General features: G+C 62.7%; 21 protein-coding genes and 2 tRNA genes. 18 read left to right on the top strand and 5 right to left on the bottom strand.

Annotated elements, in window-relative coordinates:
* Positions 1 to 50: 50 nt before the first annotated feature.
* On the bottom strand, positions 51 to 1,085 hold the full coding sequence (gene hemE, locus GOX53_RS09355; protein WP_171175636.1) for a uroporphyrinogen decarboxylase: 1,035 nt from the start codon (positions 1,083 to 1,085) through the stop codon (positions 51 to 53).
* Positions 1,086 to 1,189: 104 nt separating this feature from the next.
* On the opposite strand from hemE, the gene hemC reads away from it, so the two are divergent.
* Entirely contained in the window at positions 1,190 to 2,146 is a 957-nt protein-coding gene (gene hemC / locus GOX53_RS09350) for a hydroxymethylbilane synthase (RefSeq protein WP_171175634.1), read from the top strand.
* 241 nt (positions 2,147 to 2,387) lie between these two features.
* Here hemC and GOX53_RS09345 read toward each other — a convergent pair whose 3' ends face one another.
* The gene (locus tag GOX53_RS09345; RefSeq protein WP_171175632.1) at positions 2,388 to 3,380 is read right to left on the bottom strand and encodes an aldo/keto reductase; all 993 of its coding nucleotides are present in this window, start codon (positions 3,378 to 3,380) and stop codon (positions 2,388 to 2,390) included.
* A gap of 86 nt (positions 3,381 to 3,466) precedes the next feature.
* Here GOX53_RS09345 and GOX53_RS09340 point away from each other — a divergent pair, with 86 nt between their 5' ends.
* On the top strand, positions 3,467 to 4,294 hold the full coding sequence (locus GOX53_RS09340) for a LysR family transcriptional regulator (protein ID WP_171175630.1): 828 nt from the start codon (positions 3,467 to 3,469) through the stop codon (positions 4,292 to 4,294).
* 94 nt (positions 4,295 to 4,388) lie between these two features.
* On the opposite strand, the gene GOX53_RS09335 is transcribed toward GOX53_RS09340, so the two are convergent.
* A tRNA-Thr gene (locus GOX53_RS09335) sits at positions 4,389 to 4,463 on the bottom strand.
* 83 nt (positions 4,464 to 4,546) lie between these two features.
* Here GOX53_RS09335 and GOX53_RS09330 point away from each other — a divergent pair.
* The 10 genes from GOX53_RS09330 to GOX53_RS09285 all read left to right on the top strand — a co-directional run bounded on the left by GOX53_RS09330 (position 4,547) and on the right by GOX53_RS09285 (position 11,258).
* Positions 4,547 to 4,702, top strand: a complete 156-nt coding sequence (locus GOX53_RS09330; protein WP_171175627.1) for a hypothetical protein — start codon at positions 4,547 to 4,549, stop codon at positions 4,700 to 4,702.
* Positions 4,703 to 4,708: 6 nt separating this feature from the next.
* Positions 4,709 to 5,980 carry a UDP-N-acetylglucosamine 1-carboxyvinyltransferase gene (gene murA, locus GOX53_RS09325; RefSeq protein ID WP_171175625.1) on the top strand — a complete coding sequence of 424 codons (1,272 nt, stop codon included), beginning with the start codon at positions 4,709 to 4,711 and terminating at the stop codon, positions 5,978 to 5,980.
* A complete protein-coding gene (locus GOX53_RS09320) occupies positions 5,973 to 6,449 on the top strand; it encodes a DUF2948 family protein (RefSeq protein ID WP_171175623.1) in 477 nt (158 codons plus the stop codon). Before murA ends, GOX53_RS09320 begins: the two co-directional genes overlap by 8 nt.
* Positions 6,450 to 6,959, top strand: coding sequence for a GNAT family N-acetyltransferase (locus GOX53_RS09315; protein WP_254446524.1), 510 nt, complete (start codon positions 6,450 to 6,452; stop codon positions 6,957 to 6,959). It abuts the gene before it with no gap.
* A 96-nt stretch (positions 6,960 to 7,055) separates the two neighbouring features.
* Positions 7,056 to 8,357 (top strand): histidinol dehydrogenase, encoded by a 1,302-nt coding sequence (gene hisD, locus GOX53_RS09310; protein ID WP_171175621.1) that lies wholly within the window; start codon positions 7,056 to 7,058, stop codon positions 8,355 to 8,357.
* A gap of 147 nt (positions 8,358 to 8,504) precedes the next feature.
* A complete protein-coding gene (locus GOX53_RS09305; RefSeq protein ID WP_171175619.1) occupies positions 8,505 to 8,984 on the top strand; it encodes a UPF0262 family protein in 480 nt (159 codons plus the stop codon).
* 3 nt (positions 8,985 to 8,987) lie between these two features.
* Positions 8,988 to 9,446 (top strand): low molecular weight phosphatase family protein, encoded by a 459-nt coding sequence (locus GOX53_RS09300; RefSeq protein ID WP_171175617.1) that lies wholly within the window; start codon positions 8,988 to 8,990, stop codon positions 9,444 to 9,446.
* Positions 9,443 to 9,853, top strand: a complete 411-nt coding sequence (locus GOX53_RS09295; protein WP_171175616.1) for a ketosteroid isomerase-related protein — start codon at positions 9,443 to 9,445, stop codon at positions 9,851 to 9,853. The genes GOX53_RS09300 and GOX53_RS09295 overlap by 4 nt, the downstream gene beginning before the upstream one ends.
* Entirely contained in the window at positions 9,846 to 10,439 is a 594-nt protein-coding gene (locus GOX53_RS09290) for a GNAT family N-acetyltransferase (protein ID WP_171175614.1), read from the top strand. Before GOX53_RS09295 ends, GOX53_RS09290 begins: the two co-directional genes overlap by 8 nt.
* Positions 10,440 to 10,718: 279 nt before the next feature.
* A complete protein-coding gene (locus tag GOX53_RS09285) occupies positions 10,719 to 11,258 on the top strand; it encodes a GNAT family N-acetyltransferase (protein WP_171175613.1) in 540 nt (179 codons plus the stop codon).
* A gap of 106 nt (positions 11,259 to 11,364) precedes the next feature.
* Here the strand turns inward: GOX53_RS09285 and GOX53_RS09280 are convergent, their stop codons facing one another.
* Positions 11,365 to 12,405 (bottom strand): Hint domain-containing protein, encoded by a 1,041-nt coding sequence (locus GOX53_RS09280; RefSeq protein ID WP_254446523.1) that lies wholly within the window; start codon positions 12,403 to 12,405, stop codon positions 11,365 to 11,367.
* 517 nt (positions 12,406 to 12,922) lie between these two features.
* Here GOX53_RS09280 and GOX53_RS09275 point away from each other — a divergent pair.
* The 6 genes from GOX53_RS09275 to GOX53_RS09250 all read left to right on the top strand — a co-directional run bounded on the left by GOX53_RS09275 (position 12,923) and on the right by GOX53_RS09250 (position 16,049).
* Positions 12,923 to 13,819, top strand: coding sequence for a carbon-nitrogen hydrolase family protein (locus GOX53_RS09275; protein WP_171175611.1), 897 nt, complete (start codon positions 12,923 to 12,925; stop codon positions 13,817 to 13,819).
* 69 nt (positions 13,820 to 13,888) lie between these two features.
* Entirely contained in the window at positions 13,889 to 14,107 is a 219-nt protein-coding gene (gene infA, locus GOX53_RS09270) for a translation initiation factor IF-1 (RefSeq protein WP_005978431.1), read from the top strand.
* Between the two features lie 10 nt (positions 14,108 to 14,117).
* A complete protein-coding gene (locus tag GOX53_RS09265; protein WP_171175609.1) occupies positions 14,118 to 14,696 on the top strand; it encodes a nucleoside triphosphate pyrophosphatase in 579 nt (192 codons plus the stop codon).
* The gene (locus GOX53_RS09260; RefSeq protein ID WP_171175607.1) at positions 14,693 to 15,715 is read left to right on the top strand and encodes a ribonuclease E/G; all 1,023 of its coding nucleotides are present in this window, start codon (positions 14,693 to 14,695) and stop codon (positions 15,713 to 15,715) included. The genes GOX53_RS09265 and GOX53_RS09260 overlap by 4 nt, the downstream gene beginning before the upstream one ends.
* The gene (locus tag GOX53_RS09255) at positions 15,712 to 15,894 is read left to right on the top strand and encodes a DNA gyrase inhibitor YacG (protein ID WP_171175605.1); all 183 of its coding nucleotides are present in this window, start codon (positions 15,712 to 15,714) and stop codon (positions 15,892 to 15,894) included. Before GOX53_RS09260 ends, GOX53_RS09255 begins: the two co-directional genes overlap by 4 nt.
* An 80-nt stretch (positions 15,895 to 15,974) precedes the next feature.
* Positions 15,975 to 16,049, top strand: a tRNA-Phe gene (locus GOX53_RS09250).
* Positions 16,050 to 16,344: 295 nt separating this feature from the next.
* Here the strand turns inward: GOX53_RS09250 and GOX53_RS09245 are convergent.
* A partial coding sequence (locus GOX53_RS09245; RefSeq protein ID WP_217351728.1) for a hypothetical protein occupies positions 16,345 to 16,911 on the bottom strand: 567 nt, incomplete at its 5' end.

The following is a 16,911-nucleotide window of genomic DNA, read 5'->3' as shown; positions in this document are numbered from 1 at the left end:
TTCAAAAAATATCCCGGGGAGCGCGAGGGGCCGGCCCCTCGCTCCGACCGCTACGATCCGCGCACAGTGTCGATCATCAACTGCACGTTCTCCGGGTCCGCATCCGGCGTGATCCCGTGCCCCAGATTGAAGATATGCGGCCCCTTGGAGAACGCCTCGACAATCGCCCGCGTCTCATCGACCAGCGCCTGCCCGCCCGTCACCATATGCGACGAGGCCAGATTGCCCTGCACACAACCATCCACCTGCACATGCTCCGCCGCCCAACCCGGCGCCACCGAGTTGTCCAGCGCCACGCAATCGACGCCGGTTTCCCTGGCAAAGCCCACATAGCCGTCACCCGCCTCACGCGGGAAGCCGATCACCGGAATGCCCGGATGCCGCTCCTTCAGCGCCTTGGTGATCACGCGGCAAGGCTCGACCGCGTATTTACGGAACGCCTCGCCCTTGAGCGAGCCCGCCCAACTGTCGAAGATCTTCACCACCTCCGCCCCGGCCTCGATCTGAGCCGACAGATAATCGATGGTCGCCGCCGTGATCCGGTCCAGCAGCGCCTCGAACAGCGCCACATTTCCCTCGCGCAAGGCATGGGCCGGGCCCTGATCCGGCGTGCCGCGCCCGGCGATCATGTAGGTCGCCACCGTCCACGGCGCCCCGGCAAACCCGATCAGTGTGGTCTCGGACGGCAATTCGCGCGACAGGATGCGCACCGTTTCATAGACCGGCGCCAGCGTGTCGTGAATCGCCGAGGCCGGTTTCAGCGCGTCGAACTCGGCCTGCTGCGTGATCGTCGACAGGCGCGGGCCCTCTCCGGTCACGAACCACAGATCGGCGCCCAGCGCCTGCGGCACCAGCAGGATGTCGGCAAACAGGATCGCCGCGTCGAACCCGTAACGGCGGATCGGCTGCAGCGTCACCTCGGCAGCCAGTTCCGGATTGTAGCACAGCGACAGGAAGTCCCCGGCCTGCGCGCGGGTGGCGCGATACTCGGGCAGATAGCGCCCGGCCTGCCGCATCATCCAGATCGGCGGCACGTCCTGAACCTCGCCCGCCAGCGCCCGCAGCAGTTTCTTCGTCTCGGCCATGCTCATCCCCAAAATCGATTTCCGCCACCGCTCGGCCTTCGGCGGCAATTTGTCAAGCTCCGCCCCCATTGTCAGGGCAATGTGACGCGACTAAAGCTGTCGCCATGACTGCACAGCTTCCCTCCCCCGCGTCACCGCTGAAAATCGGCACCCGAGGCTCTCCGCTAGCGCTGGCGCAGGCGCATGAGACCCGCGATCGGCTGGCCGCCGCCTTCGATCTGCCGCAGGAGGCGTTCGAGATCGTGGTGATCAAGACCACCGGCGACAACCGGGCGATGATCGACGCGGACCGGCCGCTGAAAGAGATCGGCAACAAGGGCCTGTTCACCAAGGAAATCGAAGAGGCGATGCTAAGCGGCGGGATCGACATCGCGGTGCATTCGACCAAGGACATGCCGGTCGAACAGCCGGACGGGCTGGTGCTGGACACGTTTCTGCCGCGCGAGGATGTGCGCGACGCTTTCATCTCACCGGACAAAACCGCACTGACCGAACTGGCCGAGGGCGCGGTGGTCGGCACGTCGTCGCTGCGCCGCCGGGCGCAGCTCTTGAACCGCCGCCCCGACCTGCGGGTGGTCGAGTTCCGGGGCAATGTGCAGACCCGGCTCAGGAAACTGGCCGATGGTGTGGCGGAATGCACCTTTCTCGCCATGGCCGGGATTCGGCGCCTGAACATGGCCGATGTGCCCGCCACCCCGATCCCCACCGACGCCATATTGCCCGCCATCGCACAGGGCACCATCGGCATCGAGCGCCGCTCGGACGACACCCGCGCCGCCGACCTGCTGGCCGCGATCCACGACGCCGAGACCGGGCACCGCCTGACCGCCGAACGCGCGCTGCTCGCCGCGCTCGACGGCTCTTGCGAGACCCCCATCGCCGGGCTGGCCGAGTTGGACGGCTCCACCCTGCGCCTGCGCGGCGAAGTGCTGCGGCCCGACGGCTCCGAGGCGATATCGGACGATGTGACCGGCGCCGTCGCAGACGCCGCCGAGCTGGGCCGCGCCATGGCCGCCGGATTGCTGTCCCGCGCGGGCGAAGGGTTCTTCGACTGGCGCTGAGAGGTCAGCCGCGCAAAAAACTCCGGCGTCCTGTGAACTGGTTTACTGCGAGGCACCCCCGTTTCGTGGATGCTGATCTCAGCCTTTCCGGCCAACTTGAGACCAGCCCACTGAAACCGGATGAGCCGGCGAATGTTACCAGTCCATCCGATTTCCAGAAGGGGGGTGGGCTGGTCTTCTTTGCTCCCTCCACCATCACCAGACGACGGATCGGTCAGCCTCCCAACCAAAGGCGCCGGGATCAGCGCTCTTTTTCCGAATGAAGCTCCGCCGCGTCGCGGACGATCACGGCCTCGATCTCAGCCATCACATCCTCGGGCAACGCGCCATAGCTCAGCGCCCCGGCAATACCTTCGATCTGCCCCACCGTGCGGGCGCCGGGAATGGGGATGTTCATGCCGCCCTTGGCCCAGAGCCAGCAAATCGCTCCCTGAACCAGACTGCGCCCATCGACGGTCAACAGGTCCCGCACCGCATCGAGCTGCGCCAGAAAGGCCGGATTGGCCGTGGCGTCCTGGAAATACCTTGTCACCAGATTGGGTGTCGCCCGGATATCCTGATCAGACATCTTTGATCCCGCCCCGTATTTCCCGCTCAGCAGCCCCATCGCCAGCGGCGAGCGAATAAGTGCCGTCAGGTTCCGATCCCGCACAACATCCTGCATGCGCGGCGCATCGATCAGGACATTCATGGCGTGTTCGATGGTCCGGAAATGCGGGCGATCCGCGAATGCCGCGGCACTGTCCGTGAAATCCGTGCTCCAGCCATAGGACCTGATCTTTCCGGCGGCGCACGCCTTTTCCATCTCTTCGAAAACCGGCCAGGCCTGCCCGACTGACAGACCGTTCTGGTGCAGCAACACCACATCTATGCAATCGCGACCGAGCCTGGACAGGCAGGCCTCGATGGCAGGCAGTACGGTATCGGGCTCGGTATCCTCGAATATCAGCCGCTTGCTGTCCTCGTCGATGGTGATCCCGATCTTGGTAACGATCAGCGCATCTTGCCGATCCTTCAGGGCGCGGGCCAACAGGCGCTCGGCATGTCCTGCCCCATACGCGGCGGCGGTATCAAACAGGGTGATCCCACCATCGAGCGCCGCATGTATGGCCCGCACGGATTCCGCGTCATCGGAATTGGCATAGCCAAGGGGTTGATCGCCGGTAAACATCGGCCCTCCGATCGGCCAGCACCCCATGCCCAGCGGCGATATTTCATGGTCCAGAAACTTCATGATACGACTCCTCCAAAGCTGCGTCACGGGTCAGCTAATCGCCAAACGGGCTTCACATCCACGAAACGTATTGCAATGATCGTTTCATGAATGAAACGAAACTCGACTGGGACGACCTGCGCCTCTTTCTTGCCGTTGCGCGCGACGGCGGGCTTGCCGCGGCGACCGGGGCAACAGGCAAAAGCGCGCCCACTCTTGGCCGCAGGATCCTGATGCTGGAACGGCAACTGGGATGTGAACTGTTCCTGCGCCGCGCCCGCGGATATGAGCTGACCGCACAGGGGCAGGAGCTGTTGCAGAAAGCGACCGAGATCGAGGACCGCATCCTCTCGGTCATCCAAGACGCGCCCGGGCGCGGCATTCCGGTCATCAAGATCTCCGCCGGGACCTGGGTCACACATATACTCTGCGCCGCACTGCCCGAGCTTATGGCGCAGACCTCCGTCAAATTGCGGTTCATCGCCTCAGACGACATCGCCGATATCGGGCGGCGGGAGGCGCTGATCGGCGTGCGCAACAAACGCCCCGAGGGTCCGGGGCTGGCCGGGCGCCGCATCGGTCGCGTCCGCTTTGCTACCTATGCGACCAGCAAGAAGGTCCGGGTTTGGGCGCGCGTCATAGGCCAAACACCGTCGGCCCGCTGGGTTCAGGACAACACAAGCGACGCCCCGGCCATCGAGATCACCGACCCCCGCAACGCGCTGGACCTGACGCTGGCCGGAGAAACAATGGCCCTGCTGCCCACATTCATCGGACGCCGCTTCGACACCCTGAAACAGCTTTCCGACCCGATTGAAGCGCTTGATCACGACCAGTGGCTCGTCACCCATCACGAAGACCGGTTCGTGCCCGAGGTCCGCACCGTCATCGACCGCACATTCGAGGTGCTGAAACGAACCTGTACCGCAAAGTAATCCCTTGGGGCTTTCGTCAGATCCCCTGCCACCATGCCTCACGCAACGACACCCAGCATCGGACGCGCATTTTTTGAAACGGATCGGATTTGGATGGTGCTGCTGGAGAGAATTGAACTCTCGACCTCTCCCTTACCAAGGGAGTGCTCTACCTCTGAGCTACAGCAGCGCTGTGGGCGGGTGATTAGACTCAAACGAAACAGGGCGCAAGGGTGTCTGGACGGTTTTTTTCCCCTCCTGTAGAGAAAGACAATGTCAGACAAAAAGTCACCAAAAAAACACGGCGAATCCGGAGCCGCGCGCGAGGACCGATTGAAGGCGGCCCTCAAGGCCAACCTTGCACGGCGCAAGGCGCAGGCCAAGGCGCGGGCCGCTTCGGATGACAAGGCCGGTCAGGACAAAGGCTAGGAGCAGATGGATTCGATTCTTGTTACGGGCAACGGGCCGCTAAACGGCCAAATACCGATTGCGGGCGCCAAGAATGCCTGCCTCACCCTGATGCCGGCAACGCTGCTCAGCGAAGAACCGCTCACGCTGACCAATGCACCACGGCTGAGCGACATCAAGACGATGACGCTGTTGCTGCAATCGCTGGGGGCCGAGGTGTCGTCGCTGCAGGACGGACAGGTGCTCGCGATGTCCAGCCACGACCTGATCAGCCACACCGCGGACTACGAGATCGTGCGCAAGATGCGCGCCTCGAACCTGGTGCTGGGTCCGATGCTGGCGCGGCTGGGGCAGGCGGTGGTGTCGCTGCCGGGCGGCTGCGCCATCGGCGCGCGCCCGATGGACCTGCATATCGAGGCGCTTGAGGCGCTGGGCGCCGAGATCGAGCTGAAGGACGGCTATCTGCACGCCAAGGCGCCAAGCGGGCTGAAGGGTGCCGTGCACGAGATGCGGTTTGCATCGGTGGGGGCGACCGAAAACATGGTCATGGCGGCAACGCTGGCCAACGGCACCACCGTGCTGAAGAACGCCGCGCGCGAGCCCGAGATCGTCGATCTGGTGGAGTGCCTGCGCAAGATGGGCGCGCAGATCGAAGGCGAAGGCACATCGACCATCGAGATCCAGGGCGTCGACCGCCTGCACGGTGCGACCCATCAGGTGGTGACCGACCGGATCGAACTGGGCACCTATATGCTGGCCCCGGCCATCTGTGGCGGCGAGGTCGAGCTTCTCGGCGGGCGTCTGAGCCTTGTCGGTGCTTTCGTCGAAAAGCTAAACGCCGCCGGAATCGACGTCGAAGAAACCGACAAGGGCCTCAAGGTCGCCCGCAAGAACGGCCGGGTCACGGCGGTGGATGTCACCACCGAACCCTTCCCCGGCTTTCCCACCGACCTGCAGGCACAGATGATGGCGCTGATGTGCACCGCCGAAGGTACCTCGGTTCTGGAAGAACGGATTTTCGAAAACCGCTTCATGCACGCCCCCGAACTGATGCGGATGGGCGCGCAGATCGACGTGCATGGCGGCACGGCCACGGTAACCGGGGTCGAGGGGCTCAAAGGGGCGCCGGTGATGGCAACGGATTTGCGGGCCTCGGTCTCGCTGATCCTGGCCGGGCTGGCGGCCGAGGGGGAAACCGTGGTCAGCCGGGTCTATCATCTGGATCGCGGCTATGAACATGTGGTGCGCAAGCTCGAAGGGGTGGGCGCCAGGATTGAACGGATCAAGTCTGATGGCTGACGCAACATTCGAAGACGGCCGCGAGGCGCCGCTGAACCTAGGGGTCGAGGATGCCGAAGACCTCAAGGTGGTCTCGACCCTGACCCAGGACGCGGTATTTCCCGTGACCGAGATGTCGTGGCGGCCCGGCGAGCACCGCTTCGCCCTGCTGATCAACCGCTTCCGGTGGGAGGACCGCGCCGCCGCCGAACGCCGGGGCCGCCCGTTCGAGCGGGTGCAGTCGGTGCTGGTCTTCGACAATGTTCTGGGTGTGGCCAGCCAGGGCGTCGACCGCGCCGACAAGGACGTGATCCTGTCGCTGCTGGCGGTCGATTTCGAGGCGGCTGAGGACGGCGCCGGACAGATCCTGTTGACGCTGGCGGGCGACGGCGCGATCCGGCTGGCGGTCGAGGCGCTGGATGTGACCCTCAAGGACGTGACCCGGCCCTATCTGGCGCCCTCGAAACTGGCGCCGCACCACCCGGAGTAGATGCGCAACAAGCGCGGCATATCGCAGGCCTTCTCGGCAGCTCCGAAAGGGATCGAACTGCGCCGCGCCACCCTGTTCGACGTGTTCGACATGAGCCGCATCCTGATCCGCTCGATCACCCAGCTCTGCGCGGCGGATCACGACAACGATCCCGACATCGTCGCGCGATGGACCGCGAACAAGACACCGCAGGGTATCCGGGACCGGATCGAGGGCTCTCATGATCTGTGGCTGGCACTTCTGAACGGCCAACCCGTCGGCGTCGGGGCCATCTCGCCCGAGGGCGAGGTCTCGGTGCTCTACGTGGCACCGGATGGCACCGGCAGCGGCGTCGGCGCCGCGCTGCTGGCCCGGCTTGAGGCCGAACTGAAAGAGGCCGGGCATGACACCGGCAGGCTCGACAGCACAGCGACAGCGCGCGGGTTCTACCTGAAACACGGCTGGCAGACCGAAGGCACGGCGAAGGCCGGGCGTTATGGCCCCTGTCAGAAGATGTTCAAGCCCCTCTAGCCCTCGTCCGGGCAAATCGCTGCACCCGACGGGCAAAGGCTTGAGGCCGCCCTGCCCCGGCGATATGTCCCCAACAAACGCCCTGAGGACCCGACCATGCCCGTCTTTCTCGACACCACCTCGCCCGATTTCGAAACCGCCTTTGCCGCGTTGCTGTCGGCCAAGCGCGAGGACAGCCCCGATGTGGATCAGGTCGTGGCCGGGATCATCGCGGATGTGCGGACCCGTGGCGATGCGGCGGTGATCGAACTGACCGAGCGGTTCGACCGTATCGCGCTGACCCCGGAGACCCTCCGCTTCACCACCGACGAGATCGCACAGGCGACACAAGCGGTCTCCACCGAGGACCGCGAAGCGCTGGAACTGGCTGCCGACCGCATCCGCGCCTACCACGCACGCCAGATACCGCAGGACGCGCAGTGGACGGATGACAGCGGCGCCACGCTGGGCTGGCGCTGGTCGGCGGTGTCGGCGGCGGGGCTCTACGTGCCGGGCGGGCTCGCCTCCTACCCCTCGTCGGTGCTGATGAACGCGATCCCGGCCAAGGTGGCGGGGGTCGAACGGCTGGCCATCGCGGTGCCCACTCCCGATGGGCAGGTGAACCCGCTGGTGCTGCTGGCGGCGCATATCTCGGGGGTCGATGAGATCTACCGCATCGGCGGCGCGCAGGCGATTGCGGCGCTGGCCTATGGCACGCAGACCATCGCGCCGGTCGACAAGATCACCGGCCCCGGCAACGCCTTCGTCGCCGCCGCCAAACGCCGGGTTTTCGGCAAGGTCGGCATCGACATGATCGCAGGCCCGTCCGAGATTCTGGTGATCGCGGACAAGGACAACGACCCCGACTGGATCGCGCTCGACCTGATGTCTCAGGCCGAACATGACGAAAGTGCCCAGTCGATCCTGATCACCGATGACGCGCGCTTTGGCCGCGCGGTGGCCGAGGCGGTGCAGGCACGGCTGGAAACGCTGGACCGCCGCGCCATCGCCGGGGCAAGCTGGCGCGATTTCGGCGCGGTGATCACCGTGCGCGACATGGACGAGGCGGCGGTGCTGTCAAACCGCATCGCGCCGGAACATCTTGAGCTGTGCGTGGCCGATCCGAATGCCCTGAGCGAAAAGACCATCCATGCCGGGGCCATCTTCCTCGGCCAGTACACACCCGAGGCCATCGGAGACTATGTCGGCGGCCCGAACCACGTGCTGCCCACGGCGCGCTCGGCGCGGTTTTCCTCGGGCCTCAGCGTGATGGATTTCCTCAAGCGCACGACGCTCAGCCAGATGACCCCCGACGCGCTGCGCGCCATCGGGCCTGCGGCGGAGAAACTGGCGCATTCCGAAAGCCTCGAGGCGCACGGGCTTTCGGTACGCGCCCGCCTCGACGCGCTCAACCGGTAATGAGCCCAGCGCCGGTGGCCAATACGCAGTGGCCTCAATAACCCGGCCCCGGGCAAACCCAATCAAAAGGGGGCGACATGCCGTTGCCCCCTTATTTGCGTTGTTGTAGGTCTGCCGGAACGCAGTTTAGTCCGAGTACCCGAAAACATGAGCCACATCAGTCATATCGAGCTTGATGACCGCAACCTGCCGCCGCCCACGCCGGAGATAGAGCAGGAGCGCAAGGTCGCCGTGTATGACCTGCTCGAGGAAAACACCTTCTCGCTGCCCCGCCGCGATGACCGGGTGGTGCCGGACGGACCGTATCACGTGAACCTGTCGATCCGCGACAAGCGGCTGGTCTTCGACATCCAGACCGAGGCCGAGGAAAAGGCCGCCGAGTTCCACCTGTCGCTTGGCCCCTTCCGGCAGGTGGTCAAGGACTACTTCCAGATCTGCGAAAGCTATTTCAACGCGGTCAAGACCCTGCCGCCCAGCCAGATCGAGACCATCGACATGGCCCGGCGCGGCATCCACAACGAAGGCAGCCGCGTGCTGCAGGAACGGCTGGAAGGCAAGGCCGATATCGACACCGACACCGCCCGCCGCCTGTTCACGCTGATCTGCGTGCTGCATTTCGGAGGGTAACGCGTGCAGCCGCTCCCGCAGTCGGTCCTGTTCTGTTGCGACCACAACTCGGTCCGCTCGCCCATGGCCGAGGGCATCATGAAGAAGTTCTACGGCACCGGCACCTATGTGCAGTCTGCGGGCGTGCATAACGACATGGAAATCGACGGGTTCTGCATCGCCGTCTGCCAGGAGATGAATGTCGAGCTGTCCCGCCACCGCTCCCGCTCGTTCGACGAGATGGAGCAGTGGGGCGACGACCTCAGCTCCTTCGATCTGGTGATCGCGCTCTCGCCCGCCAGCCAGCGCCGGGCACTGGAACTCACCCGTTTTTTTCACCTCGATGTCGAATATTGGCCAATAATGGACCCTACCGGGCTCGGCGAGACGCGGGACGACAAGTTAACACACTACCGTCAAACCCGCGATCAGATCGTCCAGCACCTCAAAGAGCGCTGGGGCGAGCCAACGGAGATATCATGAGCGAGACCGTCAAACGCTATTTCGACGCCTTCAACGCAGGTGACGTCGATGGAATGCTGGCCTGCCTGTCCGAGGATGTGGCCCATCACGTGAACGAAGGCCAGATCCGCGTGGGCCGCGAGAAATTCGCCGAATTCTGCGCCCATATGAACCGCTGCTACAAAGAGCACCTGACCGATATGGTGATCTTCGAGGCCACCGAAGATCATGGTGGCGGCACCCGCGCGGCCGCCGAATTCATCGTCAACGGCACCTATCTGGAAACCGACGCTGGGTTGCCGCAGGCCCATGGCCAGACCTACCGCCTGCCCGCCGGGTCGTTTTTCAGCCTGCGCGACGGCCAGATCACCCGCGTCACCACCTTCTACAACCTCGCCGACTGGGTAAAGCAGGTCTCGAATGGCTAGGGTGACAGATGTCCGGGCCCTGACCGGCCCGGCGCTCGAGGCCGCGCTGGACGATGTGGCTCGCCTGCGCATCGAGGTGTTCCGTGCCTGGCCCTATCTCTATGACGGCGATCTGGCCTATGAACGGGACTACCTGCAATCCTACCGCGACAGCGACGGCGCCATCGTGGTGGGCGCGTTCGACGGCGACCACCTGGTCGGTGCCTCAACCGGCACCCCGCTGGCCGATCACGCCGATGACTTCGCCGCCGCCTTCACGGGCACCGGTCTGGATCTCGCTGACATCTTCTACTGCGCCGAGTCGGTGCTGCTGCCCACCTATCGCGGACAGGGGGTCGGCCACCGCTTCTTTGACCTGCGCGAGGGGCATGCGCGGGGGCTGGGCTTTGCCAAAACCGCCTTCTGCGGCGTCCAGCGCCCGCCAGACCACCCGATGCGCCCCGAGACCTACAAACCGCTCGACCCGTTCTGGCGCGCCCGCGGCTACGCGCCGCTCCAAGGCGCGATTGCGCAGTTCTCGTGGAAGGATCTGGGGGAAGCGGGCGAGACCCCAAAACCCCTGCAATTCTGGATCCGGGATTTGTAATCCCCAAAGCGACAACCTTTGGGCTGCGATCCATTGAGCGACCCGCTGCGACATGTCCCCCAATGGCCGTTTTGCAACGCATCCCGTAGTTTCTGACAAACTCGAATATGGCGGGCTGCATATTCTCCCGGCCAACATCTAAAGCAACCTTGAACTTGAAGAACCGACGCTTCATTCGCTTAAAGAACAGGCCGCCCCGTCACGCATCGCGAATGCGTATCCAAGCTGTCCCGGCGCGGCTCAACCAAGGCCAGGACGCGATGCCAAAAGGATCGGATCATGGATTACGCTTCCACCTACAAGGACAGAACCGACGAAATCATCGACCTGTTCACATCGACCTTCACGGCCTCCGAAGGGGCCGAGGAGGGCCGATTGATTGGACAGCTCGTGACGGACATGTTCGCGACGGTGAATGATCCCGACATGTTCGTTTTCTCGGCTTTGCATGACGGCGCGATTGTCGGAACCATCATCTTCACGCGCCTGACCTACCCGCAGGATGATCGCAGTGTGTTTTTATTGTCGCCCGTCGCCGTCGCGACACACCAGCAGGGCAAGGGCATTGGGCAAAAACTCCTGCGCCACGGTTTGAACAGTTTACGGCAACAGGGTGTCGACGCGGCGCTTACATATGGCGACATCAACTTCTACTCCAAGGTTGGTTTCAACCAGATCACAGAGGTTGATGCTCAGGCGCCTTTACCGCTCCAGTATCCCGAGGGTTGGCTGGGCCAGTCGCTCACTGACCGACCGCTCGATCCGCTCAAAGGCCCTTCAAGATGCGTCGATGCACTTAACTCTCCTGATTACTGGTAGACCCCCAAGCGTGCGATGCATGCGGGCAGAAGTCCCCGGCGATCCCGGCGTGAAAAGCGCGAACTAAGGAACCGGTTTGATCGGCGGTCGGATAATGCGCGATGTGTCAGGCGTCTGCGAGCAGGGGCTTGCCGTTTTTGCGGTGACGCGCCACGAGCTGTTTCATATGTTTGCCTCTTCCGGGAATGAGGCGGGCCGGGACGGGGATGAAATCTGATTTGCAGATTTCCGGAAAAAGCGTCTCCAATTCCACGCGGGCCGCTGGTGAGACGGCTCTCATCGCTTCCGGCCCCGTGAACAGGCTCTCTGTCGGAGCACCGTTGGAAAAGATGACCTGGTGTCTGTCGAACAGAATGTGGAAATACTCAACTTCGCTTATGTCATCAGCGATGTCGATGCCGTCCAGCGCAACCAGTTTATTCGCCGGGATCAGAACTTCATCAGTATCAAACAGGCGTATCGCGATCTTGGACCGCACCAGAATGCGGTGTTGAGGCGAAACAATCAGGTCTCGTGTCGGAAGTTTACATCCAAGCGCACCTGCTCTGATACGTATTGGCCGCAATTTGGGGTTAGCCATCAAATCAAAGCCACTGGCTTTGTGCGACCCGATCCAGCGAATACTCTGTGCCGCGCAGTCCTGTGTCTGAACACGGTCTCCAACCCTTAGATCCTCAATCGGCACCTCGCTAGTGTCATGTTTGCGGATCCGTGTTCCGGCCGCAAAACACACAATAGAAGCGTATGGAGTAGTCCCATCACTATTGAGAAGTGAAAGCGTGCGGTTTGTATTGTCGAACAGCCAGGCCGGTGGTGGAGCCGTGAAAATAAATAATGTAGCCACAGGATTCCCTGCCGTCTCGGAAAAAACTTCAATGATGTTATCAAAGGTTTCTCCCGTGTCGTTGTTCGTCATCCGATAAATGCCGCGCGACCGGACCGTATCCCCAACGTCGAGCTCAGCGATTGAAGATGCTACAATTCTTTGGTCTCCGTTTGTCTCAGATGGCGGAGCTTGTTCGATATCGTCGAAGATGTCGTCCCGAAAGCCGTTGTCATCCCGAATCGTCACCGCGCCAGCGCGTTCGAAACCGACTGTCCCGCCGATGTTAACGGGTCGATAGATGCTGAAGGTAAAGTCCGGCATTTGGAGATCCTTCAATGGCCAAACGGGCATGCAGACGGCTGGATACTTGTCACCCCCAACAAACGCGGCAAGACTACGTTATAGGCCACAAGCAAAACGCCCTATTTCATCCGTAACAGACCTACACGAGAACCGACCCAGAGACCGTATCATTACGGGTGCAGGTTTCCTAGCCAACCCGCAATTGCCGTAGTGTTCAGCCGATGCGACATGTCGTGTTGGCAACCGTCAATCCGATAATTGTGGCCGGACATTGAACAACATCCGGCGTCTTCCCCGCCACGATTCACGGATAACGGCAGTGTCTATACTAACCAGATACATTCACGCCGCCTCCGCTTTGTCATCGCAACCGGGTGAGATTGGGTTCAATCCGGTCACACGCCACCCGTTGACCGAAGGTGTCTTCCGGCAAAACGACCGCTCCTTCCGTCAGGCAACACCCGGATGACCAGGCTGTACAGCATCCGACGACACCCGCTAATGTCGCGCGACAATTCAATCCGGGAACGCCGACATGAAAATCGCCACCGCCGCCTACCCGCTCAACTGGCTCGAAAGTTGGGCGCAATACGAAGACAAGCTGGCGCGCTGGGTGTCCGAGGCTGCGGGCAATGGGGCCGAGCTGCTCGTCTTTCCCGAATACGGCGCGATGGAGCTCTCGACGCTGGACGGCGCTGAAGTCGCGGGTGATCTGGAACGTTCGATCCGGGCCGTGTCCGAGCGGATGGAAGATGTACAAATCGTGCATCAGCGCCTCGCGACCGAGTACAAGACATACATTTTGGGCGCATCTGCCCCGGTTCTTGCCAGACCTGGCCGCCCCGTGAACCGCGCCGCGCTCCATGCCCCGGGCGGCGGTCACGACCACCAAGACAAGCAGATCATGACCCGGTTCGAGCGCGAGGAATGGGACATCGCCCCGGGCGGACCGCTCAAAGTGTTCGACACCGAACTGGGCAAAATCGGCGTCCTGATCTGCTATGACAGTGAATTTCCCCTGCTGGGCCGGGCGCTGAGCGAGGCCGATCTGATCCTCGTCCCCTCCTGCACCGAGGCGCTGTCAGGCTACTGGCGCGTCCGCATCGGCGCCATGTCAAGAGCGTTGGAAAATCAATGTGTTACGGTCATGGCCTCGCTGGTCGGCAACAACGATTGGTCCAAGGCGGTGGACGTGAACACCGGCACCGGCGGCATCTTCGGCCCGCCCGACAAGGGGTTTCCTCCAACCGGGGTTCTGGCCGAGGGCACGCTCAACCAACCCGGCTGGACCTATGCCGAGGTCGATCTGTCCGCAATTGCCCATGTCCGCGCCGATGGCGTGGTGCTGAACCGGGCCCACTGGACCGAGCAGGAGCCCCGCGTTCAATCGGTCACAAACTGTTGCCTTCACGCAAATCCACCCTTGAAATAAGGGGAAAATGCGCTCATTTAAGCGCACGTCCCGCAGATTCTGCGTGCGCAATGTAATGATGGAGAGAACATGGCCAAGGAAGATACGCTCGAATTTCCCGGTGTCGTGAAGGAACTCCTGCCGAATGCGACGTTTCGGGTCGAGCTGGAAAACGGCCATGAGATCATCGCACATACGGCAGGCAAGATGCGCAAGAACCGCATCCGCGTTCTGGCCGGCGACAAGGTGCAGGTCGAGATGACCCCCTATGATCTGACCAAGGGTCGGATCAACTACCGCTTCAAGTAACGTCAGCCACATGGCGTTCATCCTCGGATCGGGCAGTCCGCGACGGCTGGACCTGCTAGCTCAGCTTGGCGTGCAGCCCGATGCGGTACGTCCCCCCGACATCGATGAAACACCGCTTAAGGCTGAGCTGCCGCGCCCCTATTGCGCCCGCATCGCGCGCGAGAAAGTGCAGACAGTTCAGGCGGATACAGGCGATGTCGTCCTCTGCGCCGATACCACGGTGGCGCTGGGCCGGCGCATTCTGGGCAAGCCCGCCGATGCCGGTGAGGCCGCTGAATTCCTACACGCCCTTTCAGGCCGCCGCCACCGGGTGATCACCGCCGTGGCCGTGCGCCGGGGCGACAGGGTGTGGGAGCGGGACGTGGTCAGTCAGGTCAGGCTCAAGCGTTTGTCGGATACCGAGATCAACGCCTACCTCGCCACCGGCGATTGGCAGGGCAAGGCCGGGGCCTATGCCATTCAGGGGCCTGCCGGGGCCTTCATCCCGTGGATCAGCGGCTCGTTCACCGGTATCGTTGGCCTGCCGCTGTCGGAGACCGCTGCCCTGCTGCAGGCCGCTCAATACCCGCTGTATCGTGAGGCATCATGAAAGGCCGCACCATCATCCTCGACCACATCCAGGGCCGCGAGGCCGCGGCGCTGATGGTCGACGGCAAGCTTGACGATTTTCTGATCGCCGGGGACGCCCCGGCCCCCGGCACCATCTACCGCGCCCGTGCCGACCGACCGGTGAAAGGGCAAGGCGGCATGTTCCTCTCAACCCCCGACGGCCCCGCCTTCTTGCGGCAGGTCAAGGGGCTTGCACCCGGTGAGCAACTGCTGGTGCAGGTGACCGGCTATGCCGAGCCGGGCAAGGCGATCCCGGTGACCACGAAGCTGCTGTTCAAAAGCCGCTATGCCATCGTTACGCCCACCGCGCCCGGCCTGAACATCTCGCGCAGCATCCGCGACGAGGACGAACGCGACCGGCTTCTGGAGATCGCACATGAGGAAATGGATGCCTCGGATCACGGCCTGATCCTGCGTTCCTGCTGCGCCGGGGCGGGTGCCGGGGACATCGCCGAGGACATCGCTGCGATGGCCGGTCTGGCCACCCAGGTGCTTGATGATCCCGGAACCGGACCCGAGATGCTGACCGAGGGCGACACCCCGCACGCGCTGGCCTGGCGAGACTGGACCGACCCGGCCGAGATCGTAACCGAGCCCGGCGGTTTTGAAACTCATTCCGTGTTGGACGCGCTGGATCAGGTGCGCGGCATTTCCGAACCGCTGCCGGGCGGCGGACACCTCTACATCCAGCCCACCCGCGCGCTTGTGGCTGTGGACGTGAACACCGGCAGCGACACCTCGCTGGCCGCCGGACAAAAGGCCAACTTCGCCTGCGCCAAAGTGCTGCCGCGCGCCCTTCGCGTGCGCGGTTTAGGCGGCCAGATCACGCTGGAACTGGCCCCAATGCCCAAGAAGGACCGTCGCGGGTTTGAGGCATCTTTGCGGGCGGCCTTCAAGGCCGACAGCGAAGAGACAACACTTGCTGGCTGGACCCCTCTGGGGCATTTCGAGCTGCAACGCAAACGTGGGCGCGTGCCTGTGGCGGAGGTGCTGAAATGAACTGTCCTATCTGCGGCTCCGACACAGTCCACAAGTACCGCCCGTTCTGCTCGAAACGCTGCGCGGACCTGGATCTGGCCAAGTGGCTAAACGGTGCTTACGCAGCACCATCCGAAGAGCTTGAAGATGTGGATGAGGTCACCCCGGCCGTGCAAACTCCGCCCTCCCGTCCGCACTGAAAAAATCTGGAAAAAGCCTCTGGACACTGCGGGTGGCACGGCATAGAACGCCTCCACCCAACGGCAATCGTCGTTCCCGTGCCCGGGTAGCTCAGGGGTAGAGCAGTGGATTGAAAATCCTCGTGTCGGTGGTTCGATTCCGCCCCCGGGCACCATTTAATCTCCTAAAAACAAGTACTTAATGCTCACCTCTGTGACCTTCCCCCCGATTTTCGGGCCATTGCGAACTGGAATTTTCCACCTTTGAATGGACTAAGGAGGTGTAGCACGGCGGCTGCTTCCGGACAATTTGGCACGATTTCCCGGACAACTCTACGCGGCTCTTTGCTGTGTTTCATCACACAGCTGCCATTTATTGCGCGGCGGCGGTTTTCGGGCATAGGGGTGCGAATTGTCGGACAGATTTATCGCAGCGCGCCTGACTTGACGAGCGGGCCTACCGACTGTTTTTCACGAGATACCCCATTTCTGCATAAGAAAGTCTGTCATCTGTGCAGCCTGCGCCTCGGTCCAGGTGACCTGAGCGGAGACGGCAATGAGTTGACACATTATCCCCTGCCAAGCGCGGTTCGCCCCGCCTTTGTTTGGCCCCCCGAGAGATGCGATATTGATGGGAGTACCCGGGGTGCTTTGGTCTTTCGACGTGAAGCGAATGACGCTCAGAGGCATCGGGAGTAGAGTTCGAGTTGCTGAACCACCATCTTTTCGAAGCCAGGAAATGGCGCTGGAACCACCTGCATACAGGTTCGTGCCGTTGTAGTTTCCGACGGTGCGAACCCCATTGCTGGTGATACCCGCTTTGTCGGTGATCAACGTGATGTAGTTGTCCCAGGCCTCATCGATACCGTCCTTATACTGCATAACGATGAATATCTCAGAACACGACGCATCGGCGGGCAATTCCAACCCGTAATCGTTGACGGTGTCTGGCCAAACCAGCGCAGGCCGCCCACCGGCTCGGGGCTCGGAGGGGGAGTAGATTGGCCCACCTGCTGGCGAGGCGAAGACAGACATCGA

Source organism: Ruegeria sp. HKCCD8929 (assembly GCF_013031405.1).
Taxonomy (GTDB): Bacteria; Pseudomonadota; Alphaproteobacteria; order Rhodobacterales; family Rhodobacteraceae; genus Ruegeria.
This window is presented reverse-complemented; position numbering and strand designations above follow the sequence as displayed.

Coding starts and splice junctions, on each gene's coding strand:
- hemE (WP_171175636.1), bottom strand. CDS start 1,085: ATGGCCGAGACGAAGAAACTGCTGCGGGCGCTGGCGGGCGAGGTTCAG.
- hemC (WP_171175634.1), top strand. CDS start 1,190: ATGACTGCACAGCTTCCCTCCCCCGCGTCACCGCTGAAAATCGGCACC.
- GOX53_RS09345 (WP_171175632.1), bottom strand. CDS start 3,380: ATGAAGTTTCTGGACCATGAAATATCGCCGCTGGGCATGGGGTGCTGG.
- GOX53_RS09340 (WP_171175630.1), top strand. CDS start 3,467: ATGAATGAAACGAAACTCGACTGGGACGACCTGCGCCTCTTTCTTGCC.
- GOX53_RS09330 (WP_171175627.1), top strand. CDS start 4,547: ATGTCAGACAAAAAGTCACCAAAAAAACACGGCGAATCCGGAGCCGCG.
- murA (WP_171175625.1), top strand. CDS start 4,709: ATGGATTCGATTCTTGTTACGGGCAACGGGCCGCTAAACGGCCAAATA.
- GOX53_RS09320 (WP_171175623.1), top strand. CDS start 5,973: ATGGCTGACGCAACATTCGAAGACGGCCGCGAGGCGCCGCTGAACCTA.
- GOX53_RS09315 (WP_254446524.1), top strand. CDS start 6,450: ATGCGCAACAAGCGCGGCATATCGCAGGCCTTCTCGGCAGCTCCGAAA.
- hisD (WP_171175621.1), top strand. CDS start 7,056: ATGCCCGTCTTTCTCGACACCACCTCGCCCGATTTCGAAACCGCCTTT.
- GOX53_RS09305 (WP_171175619.1), top strand. CDS start 8,505: ATGAGCCACATCAGTCATATCGAGCTTGATGACCGCAACCTGCCGCCG.
- GOX53_RS09295 (WP_171175616.1), top strand. CDS start 9,443: ATGAGCGAGACCGTCAAACGCTATTTCGACGCCTTCAACGCAGGTGAC.
- GOX53_RS09290 (WP_171175614.1), top strand. CDS start 9,846: ATGGCTAGGGTGACAGATGTCCGGGCCCTGACCGGCCCGGCGCTCGAG.
- GOX53_RS09285 (WP_171175613.1), top strand. CDS start 10,719: ATGGATTACGCTTCCACCTACAAGGACAGAACCGACGAAATCATCGAC.
- GOX53_RS09280 (WP_254446523.1), bottom strand. CDS start 12,405: ATGCCGGACTTTACCTTCAGCATCTATCGACCCGTTAACATCGGCGGG.
- GOX53_RS09275 (WP_171175611.1), top strand. CDS start 12,923: ATGAAAATCGCCACCGCCGCCTACCCGCTCAACTGGCTCGAAAGTTGG.
- infA (WP_005978431.1), top strand. CDS start 13,889: ATGGCCAAGGAAGATACGCTCGAATTTCCCGGTGTCGTGAAGGAACTC.
- GOX53_RS09265 (WP_171175609.1), top strand. CDS start 14,118: ATGGCGTTCATCCTCGGATCGGGCAGTCCGCGACGGCTGGACCTGCTA.
- GOX53_RS09260 (WP_171175607.1), top strand. CDS start 14,693: ATGAAAGGCCGCACCATCATCCTCGACCACATCCAGGGCCGCGAGGCC.
- GOX53_RS09255 (WP_171175605.1), top strand. CDS start 15,712: ATGAACTGTCCTATCTGCGGCTCCGACACAGTCCACAAGTACCGCCCG.